The sequence below is a fragment of the Rhodanobacter soli genome (genome assembly GCF_040548735.1).
In the GTDB taxonomy this organism is placed as follows: domain Bacteria; phylum Pseudomonadota; class Gammaproteobacteria; order Xanthomonadales; family Rhodanobacteraceae; genus Rhodanobacter; species Rhodanobacter soli_A.
Genome location: NZ_JBEPSD010000003.1, coordinates 107,861 through 129,793 on the forward strand (window position 1 = coordinate 107,861; position 21,933 = coordinate 129,793).

Annotated in this window: 20 protein-coding genes and 1 riboswitch; of the genes, 12 read left to right on the forward strand and 8 right to left on the reverse strand. The window is 68.5% G+C overall.

The window, feature by feature from the left end:
- The first annotated feature begins 112 nt into the window (after nucleotides 1-112).
- Nucleotides 113-228: riboswitch (SAM riboswitch) on the forward strand.
- An 88-nt stretch (nucleotides 229-316) separates the two neighbouring features.
- The 3 genes from metX to ABIE04_RS14570 are packed head-to-tail and all read left to right on the forward strand — an operon-like array spanning nucleotide 317 to nucleotide 3,643.
- Complete coding sequence (metX, locus tag ABIE04_RS14560) at nucleotides 317-1,339, forward strand: homoserine O-succinyltransferase MetX (RefSeq protein ID WP_354551727.1); 1,023 nt, start codon at nucleotides 317-319, stop codon at nucleotides 1,337-1,339.
- Between the two features lie 37 nt (nucleotides 1,340-1,376).
- Entirely contained in the window at nucleotides 1,377-2,564 is a 1,188-nt protein-coding gene (gene metB / locus ABIE04_RS14565) for a cystathionine gamma-synthase (protein ID WP_354551731.1), read from the forward strand.
- Nucleotides 2,561-3,643: a homoserine dehydrogenase gene (locus tag ABIE04_RS14570; RefSeq protein WP_354551735.1), complete on the forward strand. Its 1,083-nt coding sequence runs from the start codon at nucleotides 2,561-2,563 to the stop codon at nucleotides 3,641-3,643. The genes metB and ABIE04_RS14570 overlap by 4 nt, the downstream gene beginning before the upstream one ends.
- Before the next feature lie 6 nt (nucleotides 3,644-3,649).
- On the opposite strand, the gene ABIE04_RS14575 is transcribed toward ABIE04_RS14570, so the two are convergent.
- Nucleotides 3,650-4,261 (reverse strand): YceI family protein, encoded by a 612-nt coding sequence (locus tag ABIE04_RS14575; RefSeq protein WP_354551740.1) that lies wholly within the window; start codon nucleotides 4,259-4,261, stop codon nucleotides 3,650-3,652.
- Between the two features lie 183 nt (nucleotides 4,262-4,444).
- On the opposite strand from ABIE04_RS14575, the gene ABIE04_RS14580 reads away from it, so the two are divergent.
- Nucleotides 4,445-4,882, forward strand: a complete 438-nt coding sequence (locus tag ABIE04_RS14580) for a DUF3574 domain-containing protein (RefSeq protein ID WP_354551745.1) — start codon at nucleotides 4,445-4,447, stop codon at nucleotides 4,880-4,882.
- A 40-nt stretch (nucleotides 4,883-4,922) separates the two neighbouring features.
- Nucleotides 4,923-6,509 carry a hypothetical protein gene (locus tag ABIE04_RS14585; protein ID WP_354551749.1) on the forward strand — a complete coding sequence of 529 codons (1,587 nt, stop codon included), beginning with the start codon at nucleotides 4,923-4,925 and terminating at the stop codon, nucleotides 6,507-6,509.
- Nucleotides 6,510-6,563: 54 nt separating this feature from the next.
- Here the strand turns inward: ABIE04_RS14585 and ABIE04_RS14590 are convergent, their stop codons facing one another.
- Nucleotides 6,564-8,228, reverse strand: a complete 1,665-nt coding sequence (locus tag ABIE04_RS14590) for an APC family permease (protein ID WP_354551754.1) — start codon at nucleotides 8,226-8,228, stop codon at nucleotides 6,564-6,566.
- A gap of 169 nt (nucleotides 8,229-8,397) precedes the next feature.
- Nucleotides 8,398-9,780, reverse strand: coding sequence for an L-serine ammonia-lyase (locus tag ABIE04_RS14595; protein ID WP_354551758.1), 1,383 nt, complete (start codon nucleotides 9,778-9,780; stop codon nucleotides 8,398-8,400).
- Nucleotides 9,781-9,857: 77 nt separating this feature from the next.
- On the opposite strand from ABIE04_RS14595, the gene ABIE04_RS14600 reads away from it, so the two are divergent.
- Nucleotides 9,858-10,088, forward strand: a complete 231-nt coding sequence (locus tag ABIE04_RS14600) for a glutaredoxin family protein (protein WP_354551762.1) — start codon at nucleotides 9,858-9,860, stop codon at nucleotides 10,086-10,088.
- 119 nt (nucleotides 10,089-10,207) lie between these two features.
- Here the strand turns inward: ABIE04_RS14600 and ABIE04_RS14605 are convergent, their stop codons facing one another.
- The 5 genes from ABIE04_RS14605 to ABIE04_RS14625 all read right to left on the reverse strand — a co-directional run bounded on the left by ABIE04_RS14605 (nucleotide 10,208) and on the right by ABIE04_RS14625 (nucleotide 14,520).
- On the reverse strand, nucleotides 10,208-11,617 hold the full coding sequence (locus tag ABIE04_RS14605) for a GTP-binding protein (protein ID WP_354551766.1): 1,410 nt from the start codon (nucleotides 11,615-11,617) through the stop codon (nucleotides 10,208-10,210).
- A 10-nt stretch (nucleotides 11,618-11,627) separates the two neighbouring features.
- Entirely contained in the window at nucleotides 11,628-12,176 is a 549-nt protein-coding gene (locus ABIE04_RS14610; RefSeq protein ID WP_354551771.1) for a YceI family protein, read from the reverse strand.
- The gene (locus tag ABIE04_RS14615; RefSeq protein ID WP_354551775.1) at nucleotides 12,173-12,754 is read right to left on the reverse strand and encodes a cytochrome b; all 582 of its coding nucleotides are present in this window, start codon (nucleotides 12,752-12,754) and stop codon (nucleotides 12,173-12,175) included. The genes ABIE04_RS14610 and ABIE04_RS14615 overlap by 4 nt, the downstream gene beginning before the upstream one ends.
- Nucleotides 12,751-13,371, reverse strand: coding sequence for a YceI family protein (locus ABIE04_RS14620; RefSeq protein WP_354551779.1), 621 nt, complete (start codon nucleotides 13,369-13,371; stop codon nucleotides 12,751-12,753). The genes ABIE04_RS14615 and ABIE04_RS14620 overlap by 4 nt, the downstream gene beginning before the upstream one ends.
- Nucleotides 13,372-13,518: 147 nt before the next feature.
- On the reverse strand, nucleotides 13,519-14,520 hold the full coding sequence (locus ABIE04_RS14625; RefSeq protein ID WP_354551784.1) for a polyprenyl synthetase family protein: 1,002 nt from the start codon (nucleotides 14,518-14,520) through the stop codon (nucleotides 13,519-13,521).
- 132 nt (nucleotides 14,521-14,652) lie between these two features.
- On the opposite strand from ABIE04_RS14625, the gene ABIE04_RS14630 reads away from it, so the two are divergent.
- The 6 genes from ABIE04_RS14630 to ABIE04_RS14655 all read left to right on the forward strand — a co-directional run bounded on the left by ABIE04_RS14630 (nucleotide 14,653) and on the right by ABIE04_RS14655 (nucleotide 21,924).
- On the forward strand, nucleotides 14,653-15,855 hold the full coding sequence (locus ABIE04_RS14630; RefSeq protein ID WP_354551788.1) for an MFS transporter: 1,203 nt from the start codon (nucleotides 14,653-14,655) through the stop codon (nucleotides 15,853-15,855).
- Between the two features lie 97 nt (nucleotides 15,856-15,952).
- Nucleotides 15,953-16,924, forward strand: a complete 972-nt coding sequence (locus tag ABIE04_RS14635) for a DedA family protein/thiosulfate sulfurtransferase GlpE (RefSeq protein WP_354552759.1) — start codon at nucleotides 15,953-15,955, stop codon at nucleotides 16,922-16,924.
- Nucleotides 16,925-17,177: 253 nt separating this feature from the next.
- Nucleotides 17,178-17,270 (forward strand): K(+)-transporting ATPase subunit F, encoded by a 93-nt coding sequence (kdpF, locus tag ABIE04_RS14640; RefSeq protein ID WP_082547600.1) that lies wholly within the window; start codon nucleotides 17,178-17,180, stop codon nucleotides 17,268-17,270.
- Nucleotides 17,267-19,045: a potassium-transporting ATPase subunit KdpA gene (gene kdpA, locus ABIE04_RS14645; protein WP_354551795.1), complete on the forward strand. Its 1,779-nt coding sequence runs from the start codon at nucleotides 17,267-17,269 to the stop codon at nucleotides 19,043-19,045. Before kdpF ends, kdpA begins: the two co-directional genes overlap by 4 nt.
- A gap of 3 nt (nucleotides 19,046-19,048) precedes the next feature.
- Nucleotides 19,049-21,121 (forward strand): potassium-transporting ATPase subunit KdpB, encoded by a 2,073-nt coding sequence (gene kdpB / locus ABIE04_RS14650; RefSeq protein WP_354551799.1) that lies wholly within the window; start codon nucleotides 19,049-19,051, stop codon nucleotides 21,119-21,121.
- Nucleotides 21,121-21,924, forward strand: coding sequence for a TorF family putative porin (locus tag ABIE04_RS14655; protein WP_354551803.1), 804 nt, complete (start codon nucleotides 21,121-21,123; stop codon nucleotides 21,922-21,924). The genes kdpB and ABIE04_RS14655 overlap by 1 nt, the downstream gene beginning before the upstream one ends.
- Nucleotides 21,925-21,933: the final 9 nt, after the last annotated feature.

The following is a 21,933-nucleotide window of genomic DNA, read 5'->3' on the forward strand; positions in this document are numbered from 1 at the left end:
GAGCATATCCCGCGACACCATGCAGACAAATGACTTGATCGAATAAACATATATACGCCTAGACGTTTAGACGTCTATTGACATGACGCCATGGAGCATTCAATATCCGCTCCACTCATCGAGACCGGCTGAGGGACAGGCCCTTTGAAGCCGGGGCAACCTGCGGAGCGTTTCCGCCACGGTGCCAACTCCTGCGGAGGTGCTTCGGCATCCACCGGAAGATGGGCGTCATCCGGCTTGCGGCGGTCTGCCGCCGAATCCGGGGTTGGCGGCCTTTCCGGTCCTTCGCGGGGCGATGCCGACCGGAGAGAGTTCCATGACGTTCCTGCCCGAAACCCGCTGCACCGAAGCCGGCCAGGCCGCCTTTGCCGTTCTTCCCGAGCCGTGCGTGCGGTTGACCGCCCAGCGCAGCACGCGCCGGTTGCGGCTCAGCCCGAAGTACGGCAGCGGCCCGCGCGAGGTCGAAGTGAGCTACCTGTGGTGCGGTGCGGCGGGTGGGCCCACCGTGATTGTGCAGGGCGGCATCTCGGCCGACCGCGACGTCACCGCGCTGGACGGCGACGCCGCACCGGGCTGGTGGCAGGCGCTGGTCGGCAGCGGCGCGGCGGTCGACCTCGAGCGCTGGCGCGTGCTGGCGATCGACTGGCTCACCCCGGACCAGCTCGGCGCCGGGTCGGTGTCCAGCGAGGACCAGGCCGACGCACTGGCTGCGCTGCTGGGCGAACTGGGCATCGCGCAGGCACACGCTTTCATCGGTTCGTCCTATGGCGCGATGGTGGCGCTGGCGTTCGCCGCACGGCATCCGCGCAGCGTCGAGCGCCTGCTGCTGCTGGCCGGCGCGCACCGGCCGCATCCGCTCAGCACCGCGCAGCGCAGCGTGCAGCGCGGCATCGTGCGGTTGGGCCAGGCCAGCGGCCAGGCCGACGAGGCGCTGGCATTGGCGCGCCAGCTGGCGATCACCACCTACCGCGGCAGCGCCGAGTTCGGCCGGCGTTTCGCCGGCGGCCCGGAATGGCGCGAGGAGCGTTTCCATTTCCCGGTCGAGGACTACCTGGCGCATCAGGGCCGCCGTTTCGTCGAACGCTTCGACGCGGACCGCTTCCTCGCACTGTCCGAGTCGATCGACCTGCACGACATCAAGCCCGAGCGGATTCCCACCCCGGCCACGCTGATCGGCTTCCCCTCCGACCGGCTGGTGCCGCTGGCCGACCTGTGCGAGCTGCAGCGCCGCCTGCATGGTCCGGCCACGTTGGAAGTGGTCGAGTCGCCGTACGGCCATGACGCTTTCCTGAAAGAACCCGAACAGCTCGCGCCGCTGCTGCGCGAAGCGCTGGCCTGATTCCCCGTCCCCGCACAACAAGAACCGGAGATACCTGATGACCGAGCCCGCCCCCTGTACCCGCGCCGTGCGCGCCGGGATCGAGAGCGACACGCAGCACGGCGCCGTGGTGCCTGCGCTGCACCTGTCGACCAACTACAGCTTCGCGGGCTTCGGCCGCAAGCGCGCGTACGACTACTCGCGCAGCGGCAATCCCACCCGCGACCTGCTCGGCGATGCACTGGCGGAACTGGAGCAGGGCGTTGGCGCGGTGGTGACCTCCAGCGGCATGTCGGCCGTGGCGCTGGCGCTGGAACTGGTGCCGGCCGGAGCCACCGTGCTGGCGGCGCACGACTGCTACGGCGGCACCTGGCGGCTGCTCGACGCGTGGGCGAAGAAGGGCCGCTTCCAGGTCGAGTTCGCCGACCTCACCGACAGCGTGGCGCTGGCCGCCGGCCTGGCGCGCAAGCCTGCGCTGGTGTGGGTGGAGACGCCGTCCAATCCGCTGCTGCGGATCACCGACATCCGCCATGTGGCGCAGGCCGCGCACGCGGTGGGCGCCTTGCTGGTGGTTGACAACACCTTCCTGTCGCCGGCGCTGCAGCAGCCGCTGTTGCTCGGCGCCGACGTGGTGGTGCACTCCACCACCAAGTACATCAACGGCCACAGCGACGTGGTGGGTGGCGCGGCGGTGGCGCGCGATGCGGCAGTGGCCGAGCAGCTGAAGTGGTGGGCCAACTGCAACGGCCTCACCGGCGCGCCGTTCGACAGCTACCTCACCCTGCGCGGCCTGCGCACGCTCGGCGTGCGGCTGCGCCAGCACCAGGAGAACGCCGCGCGCATCGCCGGACAGCTGGACGCGCACGCGGCCGTGCGCAAGGTCTACTACCCCGGCCTGGCCGGCCATCCCGGCCATGCGCTGGCGGCGCGCCAGCAGCAGGGTTTCGGCGCGATGCTGAGCTTCGAGCTGGACGGCGACGTGGCGCAGATCGAGGCGTTCGTCGACGGCCTCGAATACTTCTCGCTGGCCGAGTCGCTGGGCGGGGTGGAAAGCCTGATCGCGCACCCGGCCACCATGACCCACGCGTCGATGGCGCCGGAGGCGCGCCGCACCGCCGGCATCGCCGACAGCCTGCTGCGCCTGTCGGTAGGCATCGAGGACGGCGACGACCTGCTGCGCGACCTCGACGCGGCGCTGGCCCGCGCCGCGGCCGTAGGGACGTCCAAACGCCGGGTGCTCGCATGAGCGTGGTGCTGGCCGAACGCGCGGCGAGCGCCAGGAGCGAAGCGTCCTCCACCATCGCGATCGTGCTGCTCGGCACCGGCGTGGTCGGCGGCGCGCTGCTGAAGCTGCTCAACACCTCCGCCGCGGGTTCGCTGCGGCTGGTCGGCGCGGCGAACTCGCGCCGCCAGCAGACCGATCCGGTCAGCCTGGCCCAGCGCAACCTGCGCGAACAGCTGAACCAGCACGGTGCCCCGCGCGACAACGCCAGCCTGCTCGCGGCGCTGGACGACAGCGCCGCGGCGACGAAGGTGATCATCGACGCCACCGCCAGCGCGGCGCTGGCGTCGCGCCATGCCGAGTGGCTGGCACGCGGCTATCACGTGGTCACTGCGAACAAGGCGCTGGCCGGCGGCGAGCTGTCCGGCTGGCGTGCGTTGCAGGCCGCGCTGGCCGGCGGCGCTCGCTACGGCGATTCGGCCACCGTCGGCGCCGGCTTGCCGGTGCTGTCCACCTTGCGCCGCCTGCGCACCTGCGGCGACGGCCTGCTCACGCTGGAAGGCGTGTTTTCCGGTTCGCTGTCGTGGCTGTTCAACCAGTACGACGGCAGCCGCCCGTTCTCCGAGCTGCTGCGCGAGGCGCGCCAGTTCGGTTATACCGAACCCGACCCGCGCTCGGACCTGTCCGGCGAGGACGTGGCGCGCAAGCTGCTGATCATCGCGCGCAACGCCGGTTTCGCCTTGGGCACCGACGAGGTGCAGGTGGATGGCCTGGTGCCCGAGTCGCTGCGCGCGCTCACCACCGAAGCGTTCCTGGCGCGGCTGGAGGAACTCGACGCGCCGCTGGCCGCACGCCATGCGCAGGCCAGCTCGCGCGGCTGCGTGCTGCGTTTCCTGGCGCGGCTCAACCAGCGCGGGCATGCCCGCGTCGGCCTGGTCGAAGTGCCGCTCACCCATCCCGCCGCGCGGCTGTACGGCACCGACAACCAGTTCGCGCTCACCACCACCCGTTACCACGCCCAGCCGCTGGTGATCCAGGGCCCGGGCGCGGGACCGGAGGTGACCGCGCAGGCGCTGCTGGGCGACGTGCTGGCGCTGGCCTGAGCCGGCTCAGGCGGCGGGAGCGCTGCCCTCGACCGCGATCGCCTCGACCTGGATGCGCAGCGTCACCGCCATGCTGAAGCCGTAGGGCTTGCCGGCGTCCATGCCGAACGCGTCGCGCTGGAACGTGGCCAGCGCGTCGGCGCCGCACACTTCGCGTTTCAGCATCGGGTGCGGCATGCACTTGAAGCTGTTGATCTTCAGCGTCAGCGGACGGGTCACGCCGTGCAGGGTCAGATGGCCCACCACTGCGGTCGGCGCGCCGTTGACGAAGTTGGCGAGCTTGCCCTGGTAGGTCGCGGTCGGGTACGTGTCCGACTCGAACAGCTCCTTGCCCTGGGCTCCCTTGTTGAGCTGGTCCTGGCCGAAGTCGGCGCTCTTCATGTCCACGACGACATTCACCGTGCCGTTGCCGCCGGCCTTGTCCAGCGTCACCGTGCCGCTGCTGTGGTTGAACTTGCCGCGCCATACCGACAGCCCGCCCAGATGGTCGGCCTCGAAGCTGGGGTAGGTATGGTTCGGGTCCAGCTGGTATGTCACCTCGGCGGCACTGGCGGTAGTCAGCGACAACCAGGCGAGCAGGCCGAGCGTGTGGGCGAGGGTGTGGGTCTTGCGCGACATGGGCGGTTTCCTTTTTGGGCGAGAGGGGCGGGAGCTTTCAGGAACGACGAACCGGGCGGTGCGATTTCGACAATGTGCTCGGCCGGGTAGCGCCGTCGTTCCCGGTTGCGCCACAGCACGGTTGCTGCCGATACTCACGCCTGCCCGTACATCCGGAAGTCCAATGCAAAAGAGCATGGCTCGATGAATGCCCGCCCGCTGGCCACGCTGGCACTCCTGCTCGCCCTGCTTGCCGGCTGCGCGGCGCCGGGCGCGGTGCGGCACGACGGCGCGACTCATCCGGCACAGGCGCAGGGCTGGGTCGACACCCGGCTGTACTTCGGCCTGGGCCCGGCCGACCAGCCGCAGCAAGGCATCAGCGAGCAGGCCTGGCGCGAGTTCCTCGACCGCGAGGTGACGCCGCGCTTCCCTGACGGTCTCAGCGTGCTCGACGTCTACGGCCAGTGGCAGGGCGCGCAGCAGCCGAGTCCCGAGCGGCTGCGTTCCAAACTTTTGGTGATCGACTATCCGAACACGCCGGCGAACCGCGCCAAGGTCGAGGCGATCCGCACGGCGTGGAAGCGGCGCACCGGCGATCAGTCGGTGCTGCGCGTGACCCAGCCGGCGGACGTGTCATTCTGAGCCGCCACCCATCCGTACAGACCCCAGGCAGGTTTCCCGCGTGAACACTCCAGGCAATCGCTGGTTCGCCCCCGGCGACCTCAACGGCTTCCTCGGCCTGGTGGTGGACAACCTGTCCATCATGGGCTTCCTCGCCGCGGCGCTGATTGGCCTGTTCGGCTTTCCCGCGGACATCGTGTTCCTGCGCATGTTTCCGGGCACCGCGCTGGGCGTGCTGCTGGGCAACCTCGCCTATACCGTGATGGCGCGCCGGCTGGCGCGGCGCCGCGCCAGCGACAACGTCACCGCGATGCCGCTGGGGCTGGATGCGCCGACCAGCATCGGCATGGCTTTGCTGGTGCTCGGCCCGGCCTTCCTCGGCTTCAGGCAGGGTGGCATGGACGAACACGCCGCGGCGATCGCCACCTGGCAGCTGGGCATGGCCTCGCTGGTAGTGATGGGCGTGCTGAAGTTCGTGCTGTCGTTCTTCGGCGCGATGGTGCAGCGGCGCGTGCCGCGAGCCGGCCTGCTCGGTTCGATCGCCGGCATCGCGCTGGTGCTGATGGGCTTCCTGCCGCTGGTGGAGATCCTCAAGCTGCCGGTGGTGGGCTTTGCCGGTCTCGGCGTGGTGCTGTACGCGCTGGTGGCGCACGCGCGGATGCCGTTCGGCCTGCCCGGCGTGCTGGTGGCGTTCGTGCTCGGCGCACTGCTGTATTACGGGCTTGGCCCGCTGGGCTGGCTGGGTGCCGGCTACCACGCGCCGGCGGCGTGGCAATGGCGTTTCGCGCTGCCGTGGCCGACCCTGCAGTGGGTGGACGGGCTTGCGTACATCGTGCCGTACCTGCCGCTGATCCTGCCGTTCGGCCTGCTGATGGTGGTGGGCGGGATCAACGTCACCGAAAGCGCGCGCGCCGCCGGCGACGATTATTCCACCCGCGACATCCTGCTGGTCGAGGCGTTGGCGACGCTGGCGGCCGGCTTCTGCGGCGGCGTGGCGCAGACCACGCCGTACATCGGCCAGCCGTCGTACAAGGCGATGGGCGCACGCAGCGGCTACACCCTGCTCACCGGCATCGTGATCGGGCTGGGCGGCGTGTTCGGTTATCTGTCGAACCTGGTCGAGCTGGTGCCGCTGCCGGTGCTGGCGCCGATCCTGGTGTTCGTGGCGATCGGCATCACCGTGCAGGCGTTCGAGGCGACGCCGATGCGCTACGCGGCCGCGGTGGTGTTCAGCTTCTTTCCGGCGATCGCGCGGATGCTCACGATCAAGCTGAGCGACCCGGCCTACGTCTCGCCCGAACACTTCGCCCAGTTGTTCAACGACGGCACGCACGGCATCTCCGAGCTGGCGGTGATCACCGTGCTGGGCAACGGCTTCATCATCACCTCGATGGTCTGGGCCAGCTTCGTGGTGGCGCTGATCGACCGGCGCCCGCTGCGCGCCGCGCTGATCCTGCTGCTCGGCGGGGCGTTGAGCCTGTTCGGCGTGATCCACTCGGTCGAGCTGTCCGGCGGCATCTACCTGCCGTGGCTGCTCGATGCGGCCTCGCGCGGCATCGTGTGGCAGTTCGCCGGGGCCTACGGGGTGCTGGCGATCGTGCTGGTGCTGCTGTCGCTGGTCGGCCGCGAGCGGGCGGCCGTTCGCTGAAAACAAGAACGCGCGGCTCGTCGCCGCGCGTTCGGGTCGAACGGATGGCCGGGCTCAGTGCCCGGTGATGCGCTCCGCGGTCGCTTCATCCGGCGGTACCAGCGGCGCGTTCGGATCGATCTTCGCCTCCAGTTCCGCCGCTTCCACCGACGGCGTGCGCCAGCCGGACTTCACGCCCCACAGGTAGAACACCAGGCCGATCACGGCGACCACGGCCAGGTCCACGCCGTACGACAGGTAACCCTTGCCGCCGAAGATGGTGCTGCCGGCCCAGGAGACCAGGGCCAGCGTGGGCAGGTAGAACACCAGCCACCAGGCACCCTTCATCTGCCGCCCGAAATCGTGCCAGCCGGCCTTGGCCTGGTAGTAGAAGTAGACCGGCAACGCGACCACCATCAGCAGGATGATTTCGCCGGTCAGCGGCCACTTCGCCCAGTACAGCAATTCGGTGGACATGATGAAGGCGATCCCGGCCAGCACCGACAGGCCGCTCAGCCGGAGCGGACGGTGCAGCCCCGGTGCGGTGCGCCGCAGCGTCATCACGCTGACCGGGCCGGTGAGATAGGAGATGATCGTGGCGACCGAGATCACCGCGGCCAGCGAACCCCAGCCGCGGAAGAAGAACAGGAACATGAACGACACCGCCAGGTTCACCCACATCGCCGGGCGCGGGATGCCCCACTTCGGGTGCACGCGGCCGAGGATCTTCGGCAGCGTGCCGTTGCGCTCCATGCCGTAGAGCATCCGCGCGGTGGTGGCGGTATAGGTCATGCCGGTGCCGCTGGGGCTGATCACCGCATCGATGAACAGCAGCGTGGCCAGCCACTGCAGACCCAGGATGATCGCCAGGTCGGCGAACGGCGAGCTGAAGTCGATTCCGTGCCAGCCGACGTTGGCCAGCATTTCCCGCGGCACCGCGCCAATGAACGCCACCTGCAGCAGCACGTAGACCACCGTGGCCAGCAAGATCGAGCAGACGATCGCGAACGGGATGCTCTTGCCCGGGTTGCGCGCTTCGCCGGCCAGGTTCACCGGGCTCTGGAATCCGTTGAAGCTGAACACGATGCCGGCGATCGCCACGGCGGTGAGGATCGAGGGGAAGTCGGTCTTGTGCAGTTCACCGTGGATGCCGACGCTGAAATTCTCGGCATGGAAACCGCTGGCGATCAGCAGCACCGCGGTGAGCGCGGGGATCACCAGCTTGAACAGGGTGATCGCGGTATTCGAGCGCGCGAACAGCTTCACGCTCCAGAAGTTGAACAGGAAATACATCACCACCAGCGCCGCGGCGATCAGCAGGCCGTTGGTGCTCAGCTCGCCGTGCCCGCCGGGCATCTGGTGATACAGGTCCTTCGCCCACTGCCACTTCCACGACGACATGTACTGCGCCGAGGCCTCGGCTTCCACCGAGATCACCGAGACGATCGCGATCCAGTTCGCCCACGCCGCGATGAAACCGACCAGCGAGCCGTGCGAGTAATGACCGTAACGCACCATGCCGCCGGATTCGGGGAACATCGCCCCCAGTTCGGCATAGGTCAGCGCCACCGTCATGATGATCGCCGCGCCGATCACCCAGGCCCAGATGGCACCGGGACCGGCGATCTGCGCCGCGCGCCACGCGCCGAACAACCAGCCGGAGCCGATGATGGAGCCCAGGCCCGTGAGCATCAGGGCGAACGGGCCGACGTCGCGGCGGATCTGGCTGGCTTGGGACATGGAAGCTCCTGCGGAGGGCGTCGGATGCGCCAAAAAGAGGCTGATGGTTGCAGAACTGGCCACCCCGTGTCACCCCGCAGAGGTCATGCGTGGCGCTGGCGCCTCCGGATTTCCCCTCCGCTGCATGGAAGGAAGGGCGTGTTGCCGGAGGGCGAGGTCAGTTCGTGGGTCAGCACTCGATGACGTTGACCGCGAGGCCGCCGCGCGAGGTTTCCTTGTACTTGTCCTTCATGTCGCGGCCGGTGTCGCGCATGGTCTTGATCACCTTGTCGAGGCTGACGCGGTGCTTGCCGTCGCTCTTCAATGCCATGCGGCTGGCGTTGATGGCCTTGACCGAACCCATCGCGTTGCGCTCGATGCAGGGGATCTGCACCAGGCCGCCGATGGGGTCGCAGGTGAGGCCGAGGTTATGTTCCATGCCGATCTCGGCGGCGTTCTCGACCTGCATCACGTTGCCGCCGAGCGCGGCGGTGAGGCCGCCGGCGGCCATCGAGCAGGCCACGCCGACTTCGCCCTGGCAGCCCACTTCGGCGCCGGAGATCGAGGCGTTTTCCTTGTACAGGATGCCGATCGCGGCGGCGGTGAGCAGGTATTCGATGATGCCGTCGTCGTCTGCCTTGGGACAGAAGCGCAGGTAGTAGTGGCCGACCGCGGGCACGATGCCGGCGGCGCCGTTGGTGGGCGCGGTGACCACGCGGCCGCCGGCGGCGTTTTCCTCGTTCACCGCCAGCGCATAGAGGTTCACCCAGTCGAGGATGGTCAGCGGATCGCGCAGCGCGGCTTCCGGCGCGTTGCGCAATTCCTCGGCCATCGCCGGCGCGCGACGGGTGACCTTCAGGCCGCCGGGCAGCACGCCGGGCGAACGCAGGCCGCGGTTGACGCAGTCCTGCATCGCCTTCCAGATGGTCAGCAGGCCGGCGCGGGTCTCCGCCTCGGGGCGCCACACGCTCTCGTTCGCCATCATCAGCTGGGCGATGGTCAGCTTGTGCTGCTTGCACAGCGCCAGCATCTCGTCGCCGCTGCTGAACGGGTAGGGCTGGGCAGTGGTGTCGGCGACGATGCGGTCCTCGGCGGCCTCGTCGGTGTTGACCACGAAGCCGCCGCCGACCGAGTAGTAGTCGCGGCTGGCCAGCTCGTTGCCGTCGGCGTCGTAGGCGGAAAAGCGCATGCCGTTGGTGTGGAACGGCAGCTTCTGGCGCTTGTTGAAGACCAGGTCGGCTTTTTCGTCGAAGGCGATCTCGTGCCTGCCCAGCAGGCGGATGCGACCCGTGCCGCGGATGCGTTCGAGCGTGGCGGGGATCTGGTCGGGATCGACCGTATCCGGGTGCTGGCCCTCGAAGCCGAGCAGCACGGCCTTGTCGGTACCGTGGCCGCGGCCGGTCATCGCCAGCGAGCCGTACAACTCGGCGCGCACGCGGGCGATGCGGTCCAGCACGCCTTTCTCCTCCAGCCAGTGTTCGGCGAAACGCGCGGCGGCGCGCATCGGCCCCACCGTGTGTGACGACGAAGGTCCGATGCCGATCTTGAACAGGTCGAATACGCTGACGGCCATGGCTGCACTGCTGGGGAGGGGGATGAACCGGCTATTCTACGCGGCACCCTTGTCTTTGGCAGTCCATTCGCAAACGCATGTCCGACCTGATCCTGTACCAGCGCGACTACTGCCACCTGTGCGACCTCGCGCTGGCCGTGTTGGCCGAGGCGCATTCGCCGGATTTCGACAGCGTGTGGGTGGATGACAGCGCTGCGCTGGAACAGCTTTACGGTACCCGCGTGCCGGTATTGCGTGATGGACGGGACGGGCGTGAACTGGATTGGCCGTTCGATGCGGCCGCGGTGCGCGCATTTCTGGCGAAGTGAACTCCCTCCACTGCAAAGCAGGGGAGGGTTGGGGTGGGGTTCGCTCTTGATCTTGATCCAAAGTCAGGAGCTTTACCCCCTCCTGACCTCCCTCTGCCAGCAGGGGGAGGAACATGGGGCTATGCGCGGCGCGCTTTCAGCCGCTTGAGGATTTCCTCGCGCGCCTCGCGCAGGATCGAGTCGCGGTCCAGGTTGGCGACGATGTTGGCGACGGCGCGTTTGGCGCCGGCTTCGCCCCAGGATTTGCCGGCGATCAGGTAGCGTTCGGCGGCGCGGCCGATCAGCACGGTGGCGTACCAGCCCAGCGCGCCTTGCGCCGCGGCGGTGACCACGACAGACAGGCCGGCGCTCATGCCCTTCAGTGCGGAAGCGACCAGCTGCATGCCCCAGATCGCGCCCATCAGCGCGGCCAGCTGCGCCGAGATCACCGCCACCAGCCGGCCGGATTCGGCGCGGGTCAGCGGCAGGCCGTAGACGCGCGACAGCTGCACCACCATCGCCGCGTCCAGCCCGGCGGCGGCGAGCAGGTCGGCCACCGGGATCGGGTTCAGCGCCACCGCCACGCCCTTGGCGAGACAGTACTGGCGGATCAGTTTCGCGGCCACGGCCTGGCGCGTCTGCGCGATGCGTGTGCTGACCTGATCGGTGAGCCGGCCGGCATATAACCCGGCGTTGATCGCTGACAGCGTCTTGCCTTCGCGCGCGGCGATCGCCAGCAGGCGTTCGCGCAAGGCGGCGACGTCGGGAAGGCGCGCTTGCTCGCGAACCTGTTCGTGCCCGCGCGCGTCGACCTCGACCACGCGCTGCGCGGCCGGATGCGCCGCCACCGCAAGCACGTCTTCCGCACGCACCAGGCCGGCCACGCGCAGGCGCAAATGCTGCAGCAGGCTGTCCAGTTCGTCGCGGCCGTAGCGGTCGGCCTTGTTCAGCGCCAGCAGCAGCGGGCGCTGGGTGGCGGCGAGCGTCTTCAGCGCATCGAGTTCCTCGCGGGTGAGGTCGCCGTCGCAGACGAACACCACCAGGTCGCTGACCTCGGCCACCTCGAACGCCAGGCGTTCGCGCGCCTCGCCATCGAGTTCGTTGATGCCAGGCGTGTCGATCAGCACCAGGCCATCGTGCTGTGCCTCGTCCAGCATCGCGTGTTCGGCGTCGGTGGTGGTGCCGTGCAGGACGCCCACCGTGAACGCCTCGCGGCCCAGCAGGGCATTGCCCAGCGCGGACTTGCCGGCGGAGACGCGGCCGAACACGGCGACATGCAATTCGCCGCGCTCGAGCTTGTCCAGCATGGCCTCGATGCGCGCGAAGTCGCCGGCCAGCTCGCTGCGCACCGCGGCCGGGATGGTCGGGTCGTCCAGCAGCGCGCGCAGGCTGTCGGCCACCCGCGTCGAGCCGGCGGTGTCGCGAAGCGGCGGCGTGACCGTGCGGCCGGTCGGATCAGGCCTGATCCCGTCGGGCTTGATCCCGCCGGGCCTGATCATGTCGGGCTTGATCCAGCCGCGCAGGCGCTGCCACAACGTGTCGCTCGCCATCGCGGCGGCGTTACTTCGGTGCCAATTGCAGGTGCGCGATGACCTTCACGTCGCCGCCGATCACCGAGGTATCGGCGTAATCGCCCGTGCCCACGCCGAAGTCCAGCCGCTTCACCGTGCCGGCCACGTCCAGCGTGGCGCCACCGGCCTGCGGCTTGAACGTCACCTCGAGGCTCACCGGTTTGGTCACGCCGCGCAGGGTGAGCGTGCCGTCGGCGATCACCTTGCCGCCGCTCTGGCGGAAGCCGGTGGTGACGAAGTGCGCCTTCGGGAATTTCGCCGTGTCGAAGAAATCCGGGCCGGGCAGGGCGCCGTCGCGGTCGGCGTCGCCGGTCTTCACGCTGGCCAGGGTCACTTCCACGTCGAACTTCGAGCTGGCGAGGTTCGCCGGGTCGTAGCTGATCGCCGCGGTCCACTGGCCGAACTGGCCATTGAACGATTCGCCCTGGAAGGTGTTGCTGAAACCGAGCGTGCTGCCCGCCGGCTGCACGGTGTAATCGGCGGCCGCCGCGGCGCAGGGCAGGGCGAGCGACAGCAGCAGGATGGCAAGGCGTTTCATGGTCGATCTCCTTCGGAGGGGGAGCGTGCGCGCAGGCGGCCGAACGGCAGCATCCGGCGCAGCACGTTGTCATTGTCGAACACGTGGTGCTTCAGCGCGCCGCCGACATGCGCCACCAGCACCAGCAGCAGGAACCAGAACAGGTACTCGTGCACGCCGTGCGCAAAATCGCGCAGCTCGTCGTTTTTCGCCACCAGCGCCGGCAGGTTGAACTGCTTGAACCACTGCAGCGGCTTGCCGGTGACCGAGTTGAACCACCAGCCGCTGAGCGGCAGCAGCACGATCAGCACGTACAACACGCCATGCGTCGCCTGCGCGGCGAGCCGCTGCCAGCGCGGCATGGGCTCGTCGGGCGGACGACGGTCGGCCCAGCGCCATGCGATGCGCAGCAGCACCAGCGCCAGCACGGTCAGGCCGATCGACTTGTGCAGGGCGAGCCAGTTGATCTTCTGCATCGGCGAATGCGCCAGATCCATCAGCAAGCCGAACAGGCCGTTGCCGAGGATGCCCAGCGCGATGACCCAGTGGAAGAACTTGGCGACCGAACCCCACTGGCGGTCGTTGCTGCGCAGACTCATGGTTGCTCCTTCGTGGATGGAACGGCGTGCTCGTCGCTGGTCGCCTCCAGTTCCAGCCACACGCTGACCTGAGCGCCGATCGAATTGGGGTTGGCGGTGATGCCGAAGCTGTTGCGGTCCAGGCTGGCGGTGGCCGAGAAGCCGGCCACCTTGTGCGGTTCGTAGATGGTCTTGGCGGCGCGGTTGAAGGTGAACGCCAGGTCCAGCGGACGGGTGACGCCGCGCAAGGTCAGCTGCCCGTGCAGGACGCCGTGCTGGTCGTCCTTGCGCTCCACGCTGGTGCTGCGGAAGTGCGCGTAACGGTGGTTCGCGCAGTCGAGCAGGGCCGGCTTGCACACGGCCTTGTTCCAGTCGGCGTCGCCCATGTCCAGGCTGGCCAGGTCGATGTCCAGTTCGGTGGCCGCCGTGCTCCAGTCGTTCGGGTCGAAACGCAGCCAGCCGCGCGCGATGTGCAGCCGCCCGAACGGCCGCGAGTAGCCGTTGTGGCTGATGCTGAAGACGACCTGGCTGTGCACCGTGTCGTAGCGCCAGCCGTCCCCGGCGGCATACGCCGCCACCAGCGGCAGCAGGGTCGCCGCGAGACACCACAGCCAGCGGGTTGAGCGCAGACGGAACATGGGCGAAGTCTGGCCGATTGACGGCGAGGCTGCCAGCGCCGTTGGCTGAACGATGGGTTTCCGTGGGTGGGCCAATGCACGGCACGCATTTCACGTCCGGCTCCTCCCCTGCGCAGCAGGGGAGCGAGCAAGGCCGTCGCGGATGATTCAGAACGTGCGCCGCACCGAATAGTCGGCCAGGGTGGCCAGCGCATCGCGGTGGGCCGAGGCGGGCAGGGTGGCGAGGGCGGCACGGGCGGCGTGGGCATGGCGCAGGGCGCGCTCGCGGGTGCGTTCCAGGGCGCCGGAGTCGCGGATCGAGGCGATGATGCGGTCGAGCGAGTCGAGGCCGCCGTGCTCGATCGCGTGGCGCAGCGACTGCGCCTGTTCCGGGTTTGCCTTCTCCAGCGCGTAGATCAGCGGCAGGGTCGGCTTGCCTTCGGCGAGGTCGTCGCCGATGTTCTTGCCCAGCGTGCCGGCGTCGCTGGTGTAGTCGAGCAGGTCGTCGGCGATCTGGAACGCGTAGCCCAGTTCCATGCCGTAGTGGCGCAGTGTGGCCACCTGTTCCTCGGGCAGGCCGCCGAGGATGCCGCCCAGTTCGGTGGCGGCGGCGAACAGCACGGCGGTCTTGCGTTCGATCACGGCGAGATAGGCAGACTCGCTCACGTCGGCGTTGCCGATGTTGAGCAGCTGCAGCACTTCGCCCTCGGCGATCGTGTTGGTGGTGTCGGCGAGGATGCGCATGATGCGCATGTCGTCCAGTTCCACCATCAGCTGGAAGGAGCGCGAGTACAGGAAGTCGCCGACCAGCACGCTGGCGGCGTTGCCCCATAGCGCGTTGGCGGTCTTGCGGCCGCGGCGCAGGTCGGACTCGTCGACCACGTCGTCGTGCAGCAGGGTGGAGGTGTGGATGAACTCGATGATCGCGGCGAGCTTGGTGTGGCGTTCGCCGCGGTAGCCGGCGGCACCGGCGGCCAGCACGTGCAGCATCGGGCGCAGCCGTTTGCCGCCGCCGGCGATGATGTGGTCGGCGATCTGGTTGATCAGCACCACGTCGGAAGACAGCCGCTGGCGGATCAGCGCATCGACCCGCTGCATGTCGGCGGCGGCGAGGTCGCGCACCTGGGCGAAGTCGGCGGGGCGGGTGGCGTCGGCGGGCATCGAATTCATGGAGGCATCACAGCGGCGTAGGACGTGATTATAGGGGTTGCAGGAAGTTGCGCCGCGACATGTCGCCACAAACCGCTGCAGGGGGCGCGACCTTATAATGCCGGCAATGCCTCTATCGACATCCCTTCCCCGGTGAGCAAACTCACGAGCCTGGAACTGCGCAGCGCGTTGACGCTGGCCTGCGTGATCAGCCTGCGCCTGTTCGGCCTGTTCCTGATCATGCCGGTGTTCTCGCTGTACGCGAAGACGATGCCCGGCTCCACCGGCTTCATGATCGGGCTGGCGCTGGGCGTCTACGGCATCGGCCAGGTGCTGCTGCAGATTCCGCTGGGGCTGCTGTCCGACCGCGTCGGGCGCAAGCCGGCGATCACCCTGGGTTTGCTGCTGTTCGCGCTGGGCGGGCTGATCGCGGCGATGTCGCACACGCTCACCGGCATCGCGATCGGTCGCGCGGTGCAGGGCATGGGCGCGGTGGCAGGCGCCGGCATCGCGCTGGCGGCGGATCTCACCGCCGAGGAGAACCGCGGCAAGGTGATGGGCATCATCGGCGTGTCGATCGGCCTGGCGTTCCTGCTGGCGCTGATCCTGGGACCGCCGCTGGAGGCGATCGCCGGATTGCCCGGCCTGTTCGCCGCCACCTCGATCCTGGCGCTGGTTTCGCTGGCGCTGCTGTGGCTGATCGTACCCACGCCGGCGCGCGCCCGTGCGCCGGCCGCGGCCGGCTTCGGCCAGATGCTGGCGATGCTGCGCGACAGCCGCATGCTGGTGTTGAACGGCTCGGTGTTCTTCCTGCATGCGCTGCTCACCGCCAGCTTCGTCGGGCTGCCGCTGCTGCTGGCGAACACGCTGCATCTGCCGGTGAACCGTCATTGGGAGCTGTACCTGCCGGTGATGACGGTGGCCGCCTTCGTGATGGGCGCAACCATGCACCACATGCGCGAGATCGCGCAGAGCCTGCGCATCGTGATGGTGTGCGTGGTGGCGATCGGGCTGGCCCTGCTCGGCTTCGCGCTGTCCGGCAGCCACATCGCCGTGTTCGGCGTGGCCGCGGCGGTATTCTTTTCCGCCTTCAACCTGCTGGAGGCAGCCTTGCCCAGCCTGGTGTCGCGGCTGGCGCCGGCGCACCTGCGCGGTGCGGCGATGGGTGCGTACTCGACCAGCCAGTTCGTCGGCGCATTCGTGGGCGGCACGTTCGGCGGCATCGCGCTGGGCCGGCTCGGCCCGGACGGCGTGTTCGTCTGCGCCGCGGCGCTGACCCTGCTGTGGCTGCCGCTGGTGATCGCCGGCTCGCGGCGGATCGGCCGCGCTGCCGTCGCACAGCCACTGCCCGTTTAGGAACCCGGGGGGTTTGCAATAGCCTCCCGGCGGCCCAATCATGGTGCGCGCGGCGTGGCCGCATCGTGCATCGAGTACCGTTCCGATGGCTCATGAAATCATCGCGCTGATCGCGCAGTACGGCATGCTGCTGGTGTTCCTCAACGTGCTGGTGACCCAGCTCGGTGCGCCGGTGCCGGCGGTGCCGACGCTGGTGGTGGCCGGTGCGCTGGCGGCGGGCGGGCAGGTGCCGGCGCTCGGCGTGCTGCTGGTCACCGTGGTCGCGTGCCTGCTCAGCGACGCGCTGTGGTATGCGGCCGGGCGGCGCTACGGTGCGGGCGTGATGCGCCTGCTGTGCCGCATCTCGCTGTCGCCGGATTCGTGCGTGCAGCGCTCCGAACTGCAGTTCCAGCGCTGGCGCGGGCAGGTCCTGCTGATCGCCAAGTTCGTGCCCGGGCTGGCCACGGTGGCGCCGCCGCTGGTGGGCGCGATGGGCCTGGCACCGTCCGCGTTCGTGCTGTTCGACGGACTGGGTTCGCTGCTGTGGGCCGCGGTGGCGATCGGACTGGGCTATGTCTTCGCCGCGCAGATCGACGACCTGCTGGCGGCCATCGCCAATGCCGGCACGCTCGCGCTGGAAGTGCTGCTGGGTCTGCTGGCGCTGTACGTCGTCGCGCGCTGGTGGCAACGCCGGCATCTGCTGCGCACGCTGCGGATGGCGCGCATCACGGTCGAGGAACTGGAGCGGGCGCTGAAGTCGGAGCCGGCACCGGTGGTGCTCGACGTGCGGGCGGAGGGCTCGCGGCTGCTCGATGCACGGGTGCTTCCCGGCGCACTGCTGCTCGACGACCGCGGTATCGACCGCAGCGTGCACGACATCCCGCTCGATCGCGAGCTGGTGGTCTACTGCAACTGCCCGAACGAGGTGTCCGCGGCCAGGGTCGCCAAAATCCTGATCGCGCAGGGTTACCGCCGGGTACGTCCGTTGCTTGGCGGCCTGGATGCGTGGGACGCGGCCGGCTATCCGGTCGATCGGCTGCCCGCGCCGGTGGGCGTTGCGGATGACGGAGTCGCACGCGCCACCGGCTGATCGCTGCGCACCGAAAATTTACGCGTTGCATACGCGGATCGGCCGAATCGCTACCCCTTTCTTATACGGCGCTTCCTACAGTGCCCGCCTCATCCTTGAGGCGGCTTCGATGGATTTCGTCTACCTGCTGTTCCTGTTCGTGCTGTGCGCGTCCGCGCTGGGCTTCCTGCTGATCTGCGACCGGCTTGGCCCGCGCCAATGAACCGCATCTTCCGCTCTGCTCATCCGCCCTCCCAAGCGTGAGTTACCTGCCATGAATGTCCTTTATGTCCTCGCCACGCTGATCGCGGTGGCGTTGACCGGCTACCTGTGCGTGGCCCTGCTCAAGCCGGAGTGGTTCGAATGACCACCAACGACTTCCTGCAGACCGGCCTGTTCCTGCTCGTCTTGCTGTTGCTGGTGAAGCCGGTCGGCAGCTACATGACGCTGGTGTTCGCCGAGGCGCCGAACCGCATCACCCGCTTCGGCGGCCACGCGGAGCGCGGCATCTATCGCCTGTGCGGCATCAGCAGCACCGAGGAGATGGGCTGGAAGCGCTACGCGTTGGCCATGCTGCTGTTCAACGTGCTCGGCCTGTTGGCCGTCTATGCGCTGCAGCGGACACAGCCATGGCTGCCGCTGAACCCGCAGCACTTCGCCGCGGTGTCGCCGGATTCGGCGATGAACACCGCGATCAGCTTCGCCAGCAATACCAACTGGCAGGGCTACGCCGGCGAATCGACGATGAGCTACCTGACCCAGATGCTGGGCCTGGCGGTGCAGAACTTCCTCTCCGCGGCGACCGGCATCGCGGTGCTGGTGGCGGTGGTGCGCGGCTTCAGCCGGCGCAGTGCGAGCGGCCTGGGCAGCTTCTGGGTCGACCTCACGCGCAGCACGCTGTACGTGCTGCTGCCCTTGTCGCTGCTGATGAGCCTGCTGCTGGTCTCGCAGGGCGTGGTGCAGAACTTCAGGCCGTATGTCGACGTGCCGGTGCTGCAGGCGAGCAGTTATTCGACGACCGCGCAGGACGCCGCCGGCCACGACGTGAGCATGCAGACGGCGGTCAGCACGCAAACCCTGCCGATGGGTCCGGCCGCCTCACAGATCGCGATCAAGCTGCTCGGCACCAACGGTGGCGGCTTCTTCAATGCGAACTCGGCGCATCCGTACGAGAACCCCACGCCGTTCTCCAATTTCGTCGAGATGCTGGCGATCTTCCTGATCCCCGGCGGCCTGTGTGTGATGTTCGGCAAGCTGGTGGGCGACCGGCGGCAGGGCTGGGCGATCCTCGCCACCATGCTGCTGATCTTCGTCCCGTTGGCGATCGGCCTGGTCGCGGCGGAGCAGGCCGGCAACCCGGCGCTGCATGGACTGGCGGTGGATGCCCGCGCCACGGCGCTGCAGGCCGGCGGCAACATGGAGGGCAAGGAGACGCGCTTCGGCATCGCCTCGTCCGGCCTGTTCGCGGCGATCACCACGGCCGCCTCGTGCGGCGCGGTGAACGCGATGCACGATTCGCTGACCCCGCTCGGCGGCCTGGTGCCGATGTGGCTGATGCAGCTGGGCGAGGTGATCTTCGGCGGTGTCGGTTCGGGCCTGTACGGCATGCTCGCCTTTGCCGTGGTGGTGGTGTTCATCGCCGGGCTGATGGTGGGCCGCACGCCGGAATACCTCGGCAAGAAGATCGAAGCCTACGAAATGAAGATGGCCAGCCTTGCGGTGCTGCTGCCGTGCGCGCTGGTGGTGATCGGCACGGCGATCGCGGTGATGGTGCCGGCCGGCGCAGCGGGTGTGGCCAATCCCGGCGCACACGGTTTCAGCGAGATCCTTTACGCGGTCAGCTCGGCTTCCAACAACAACGGCAGCGCGTTCGGCGGGCTGTCGGCCGACACGCCGTTCTGGAACACGCTGCTGGGTGCCTGCATGTTCTTCGCACGCTTTCCGCTGGCCATCGCGATGCTGGCGATGGCCGGCTCGCTCGCCGCCAAACGGCATGTGCCCGAATCGGCCGGCACGCTGCCCACGCACACGCCGCTGTTCGTCACGCTGCTGGCCTGTGTGGTGATCGTGGTCGGCGCGCTGACCTTTCTGCCGGCACTGGCCCTGGGGCCGATCGCCGAATCCCTGATGTCGGGACACTGAGCCATGACCGCACGTACCCAAGCTGCAAGTGGCTTCCATCGCGAGCTGGTGCTCGCGGCCGTTGCCGATGCGTTCCGCAAACTGTCACCGCGGGTGCAGTTTCGCAATCCGGTGATGTTCGTGGTGTTCGTGTGCAGCGTGCTGACCACCCTGCTATGGGCGCAGGCGCTCGCCGGCCACGGCGAGGCGCCCATCGGTTTCATCTTCTGGGTCAGCTTGTGGCTGTGGTTCACCCTGCTGTTCGCGAACTTCGCCGAGGCGCTGGCGGAAGGGCGCGGCAAGGCGCAGGCCAATGCGCTGCGCGGCTCGCGCAAGGATGTCATCGCGAAGAAGCTGGCTACGGCTGACCGCCATGCGGCGATCACCTTCGTGCCGTCCAGCGAGTTGCGCTGCGGTCACCAGGTGCTGGTCGAGGCGGGCGAGCAGATGCCTGGCGACGGCGAGGTGGTGATCGGCGCGGCCAGCGTGGACGAGAGCGCGATCACCGGCGAATCCGCGCCGGTGATCCGCGAATCCGGCGGCGACCGCAGCGCGGTCACCGGAGGCACCCGCGTGCTGTCGGACTGGCTGGTGGTGCGCATCACCAGCAATCCGGGCGAGAGTTTTCTCGACCGCATGATCGCGATGGTGGAAGGTTCCAAACGGCGCAAGACGCCGAACGAGATCGCACTGACCATCCTGCTGGCCAAGTTCACCCTGATCTTCCTGCTCGCCTGCGCCACCCTGCTGCCGTATTCGATCTACAGCGTGCAGGCCGCCGGCAGCGGCAGCCCGATCACGCTCACGGTGCTGATTGCGCTGCTGGTGTGCCTGATCCCCACCACCATCGGCGCGTTGCTGTCGGCGATCGGCATCGCCGGCATGGACCGGATGATCCGCGCCAACGTGATCGCCACCTCCGGCCGCGCGGTGGAGGCGGCCGGCGACGTCGACGTGCTGTTGCTGGACAAGACCGGCACGATCACCCTGGGCAACCGCCAGGCGGTGGCGTTCCTGCCCACGCCCGGCGTGGAGGAGAGCATCCTGGCCGAAGCCGCGCAGCTCGCCTCGCTGGCCGACGAGACGCCGGAAGGGCGCAGCGTGGTGGTGCTGGCGAAGGACCGGTTCGGCCTGCGCGAGCAGCAGCTAGAGACCCTGCAGGCGCAGTTCGTGCCGTTCGCTGCGCAGACCCGCATGAGCGGCGTGGACATCGGTACGCGCCTCATCCGCAAGGGCGCGCTGGATGCGGTGGAGAAGTACCTGGAGGCCAACCGCAGCCACCTGCCGCCGTCGGTCAGGCGGATGGCCGAGGACATCGCGCGGCGCGGCGCCACCCCGCTGATCGTCACCGAGGGCGCGACCGCGCTGGGCGTGATCGAGCTGAAGGACATCGTCAAGGGCGGCATCAAGGAGCGCTTCGCCGAGATGCGTCGGATGGGCATCAAGACCATCATGATCACCGGCGACAACCCGCTCACCGCCGCGGCCATCGCGGCCGAGGCCGGCGTCGACGACTTCCTCGCCGAGGCCACGCCGGAAGCCAAGCTGAAACTGATCCGCAGCATCCAGGCCGAGAACCGGCTGGTGGCGATGTGCGGCGACGGCACCAACGACGCGCCGGCACTGGCGCAGGCCGACGTGGCGGTGGCGATGAACACCGGCACGCAGGCCGCGAAGGAGGCCGGAAACATGGTCGACCTCGACTCCAACCCGACCAAGCTGATCGAGGTGGTGGAGATCGGCAAGCAGATGCTGATCACCCGCGGCGCGCTGACCACGTTCTCGATCTCCAACGACATCGCCAAGTACTTCGCGATCATCCCGGCCGCATTCGCCACCACCTACCCGGCGCTCGATACGCTCAACGTGATGCATCTGGCCACGCCGCAGAGCGCGATCCTGTCGGCGGTGATCTTCAATGCACTGATCATCATCTGCCTGATCCCGCTGGCGCTGAAGGGCGTGAAGTACCGCGCGCTCGGCGCCGCCGCGCTGCTGCGCCGCAACCTGCTGGTCTACGGGCTGGGCGGCATCGCGGTGCCGTTTGTCGGCATCAAGCTGATCGACCTGTCGCTGGTCCTGCTGGGGCTGTCCTGATGCGCGCCCTCGCCCTCGCCCTCGCCACGGTTGCCGCGGCACTCGTCCCCGGCCTCGCCAACGGCATGCCGGCAAGCAGCATCACCGGCAATGTCGCGCTGACCTCCGACTACCTGTTCCGCGGCCTCACCCAGAGCTGGGGCCGGCCGGCGATCCAGGGCGGCGGCGACTACACCGATCCGGACAGTTTTGCCGCCGGCTTCTGGGCTTCGAGCGTCAGCGAGCGCAGCTATCCAGGCGGCACGCTGGAACTGGACTTGTACGCCAGCTACGGCCTGGCGATCAACAACGAATGGTCATGGCGTGCCGGCATCTATGGCTACGCCTATCCCGGTGCCAATCTCGATCAGGCCGGGCTCGCATCGCGTTCGCCCAATACGGTCGAGGCCAACGTCGCGGTGGGCTGGAGGCAGTTCACGCTGAAGTACAGCCGCGCGCTCACCGATTATTTCGGGGTGGGCACGGAGCAGGGCTATCGCGGTGATTCCAGAGGCACCGGTTACCTGCAGCTGGACGCCACCTTCCCGTTGAACGACGCATGGAGCCTGGCGCTGCATGCCGGCCACACGCACTACACCACCATCTTGGCCACGCCGCTGGCCAACGGCGCGCGCGATCCAAGCTACAGCGATATCGGCGCCACGCTGAAGTACCTGGCCGCCGCGCACTGGTCGCTGAGTGCAGGCCTCACCTACGCCACCAACGCGGATTTCTACCGCCGCACTTCCAGCTTCCTCGATGTCGGTGACACGCGCGATGTCGGCGGTTCGCGCGGCTTCGTGATGCTGCAAGGTAGTTTCTGAGGACGTCCT

Excerpts from the sequence above, each read along its gene's own strand:
- metX (WP_354551727.1), top strand. The coding sequence starts at position 317 with ATGACGTTCCTGCCCGAAACCCGCTGCACCGAAGCCGGCCAGGCCGCC.
- metB (WP_354551731.1), top strand. The coding sequence starts at position 1,377 with ATGACCGAGCCCGCCCCCTGTACCCGCGCCGTGCGCGCCGGGATCGAG.
- ABIE04_RS14570 (WP_354551735.1), top strand. The coding sequence starts at position 2,561 with ATGAGCGTGGTGCTGGCCGAACGCGCGGCGAGCGCCAGGAGCGAAGCG.
- ABIE04_RS14575 (WP_354551740.1), bottom strand. The coding sequence starts at position 4,261 with ATGTCGCGCAAGACCCACACCCTCGCCCACACGCTCGGCCTGCTCGCC.
- ABIE04_RS14580 (WP_354551745.1), top strand. The coding sequence starts at position 4,445 with ATGAATGCCCGCCCGCTGGCCACGCTGGCACTCCTGCTCGCCCTGCTT.
- ABIE04_RS14590 (WP_354551754.1), bottom strand. The coding sequence starts at position 8,228 with ATGTCCCAAGCCAGCCAGATCCGCCGCGACGTCGGCCCGTTCGCCCTG.
- ABIE04_RS14595 (WP_354551758.1), bottom strand. The coding sequence starts at position 9,780 with ATGGCCGTCAGCGTATTCGACCTGTTCAAGATCGGCATCGGACCTTCG.
- ABIE04_RS14600 (WP_354551762.1), top strand. The coding sequence starts at position 9,858 with ATGTCCGACCTGATCCTGTACCAGCGCGACTACTGCCACCTGTGCGAC.
- ABIE04_RS14605 (WP_354551766.1), bottom strand. The coding sequence starts at position 11,617 with ATGGCGAGCGACACGTTGTGGCAGCGCCTGCGCGGCTGGATCAAGCCC.
- ABIE04_RS14610 (WP_354551771.1), bottom strand. The coding sequence starts at position 12,176 with ATGAAACGCCTTGCCATCCTGCTGCTGTCGCTCGCCCTGCCCTGCGCC.
- ABIE04_RS14615 (WP_354551775.1), bottom strand. The coding sequence starts at position 12,754 with ATGAGTCTGCGCAGCAACGACCGCCAGTGGGGTTCGGTCGCCAAGTTC.
- ABIE04_RS14620 (WP_354551779.1), bottom strand. The coding sequence starts at position 13,371 with ATGTTCCGTCTGCGCTCAACCCGCTGGCTGTGGTGTCTCGCGGCGACC.
- ABIE04_RS14625 (WP_354551784.1), bottom strand. The coding sequence starts at position 14,520 with ATGAATTCGATGCCCGCCGACGCCACCCGCCCCGCCGACTTCGCCCAG.
- kdpF (WP_082547600.1), top strand. The coding sequence starts at position 17,178 with ATGAATGTCCTTTATGTCCTCGCCACGCTGATCGCGGTGGCGTTGACC.
- kdpA (WP_354551795.1), top strand. The coding sequence starts at position 17,267 with ATGACCACCAACGACTTCCTGCAGACCGGCCTGTTCCTGCTCGTCTTG.
- kdpB (WP_354551799.1), top strand. The coding sequence starts at position 19,049 with ATGACCGCACGTACCCAAGCTGCAAGTGGCTTCCATCGCGAGCTGGTG.
- ABIE04_RS14655 (WP_354551803.1), top strand. The coding sequence starts at position 21,121 with ATGCGCGCCCTCGCCCTCGCCCTCGCCACGGTTGCCGCGGCACTCGTC.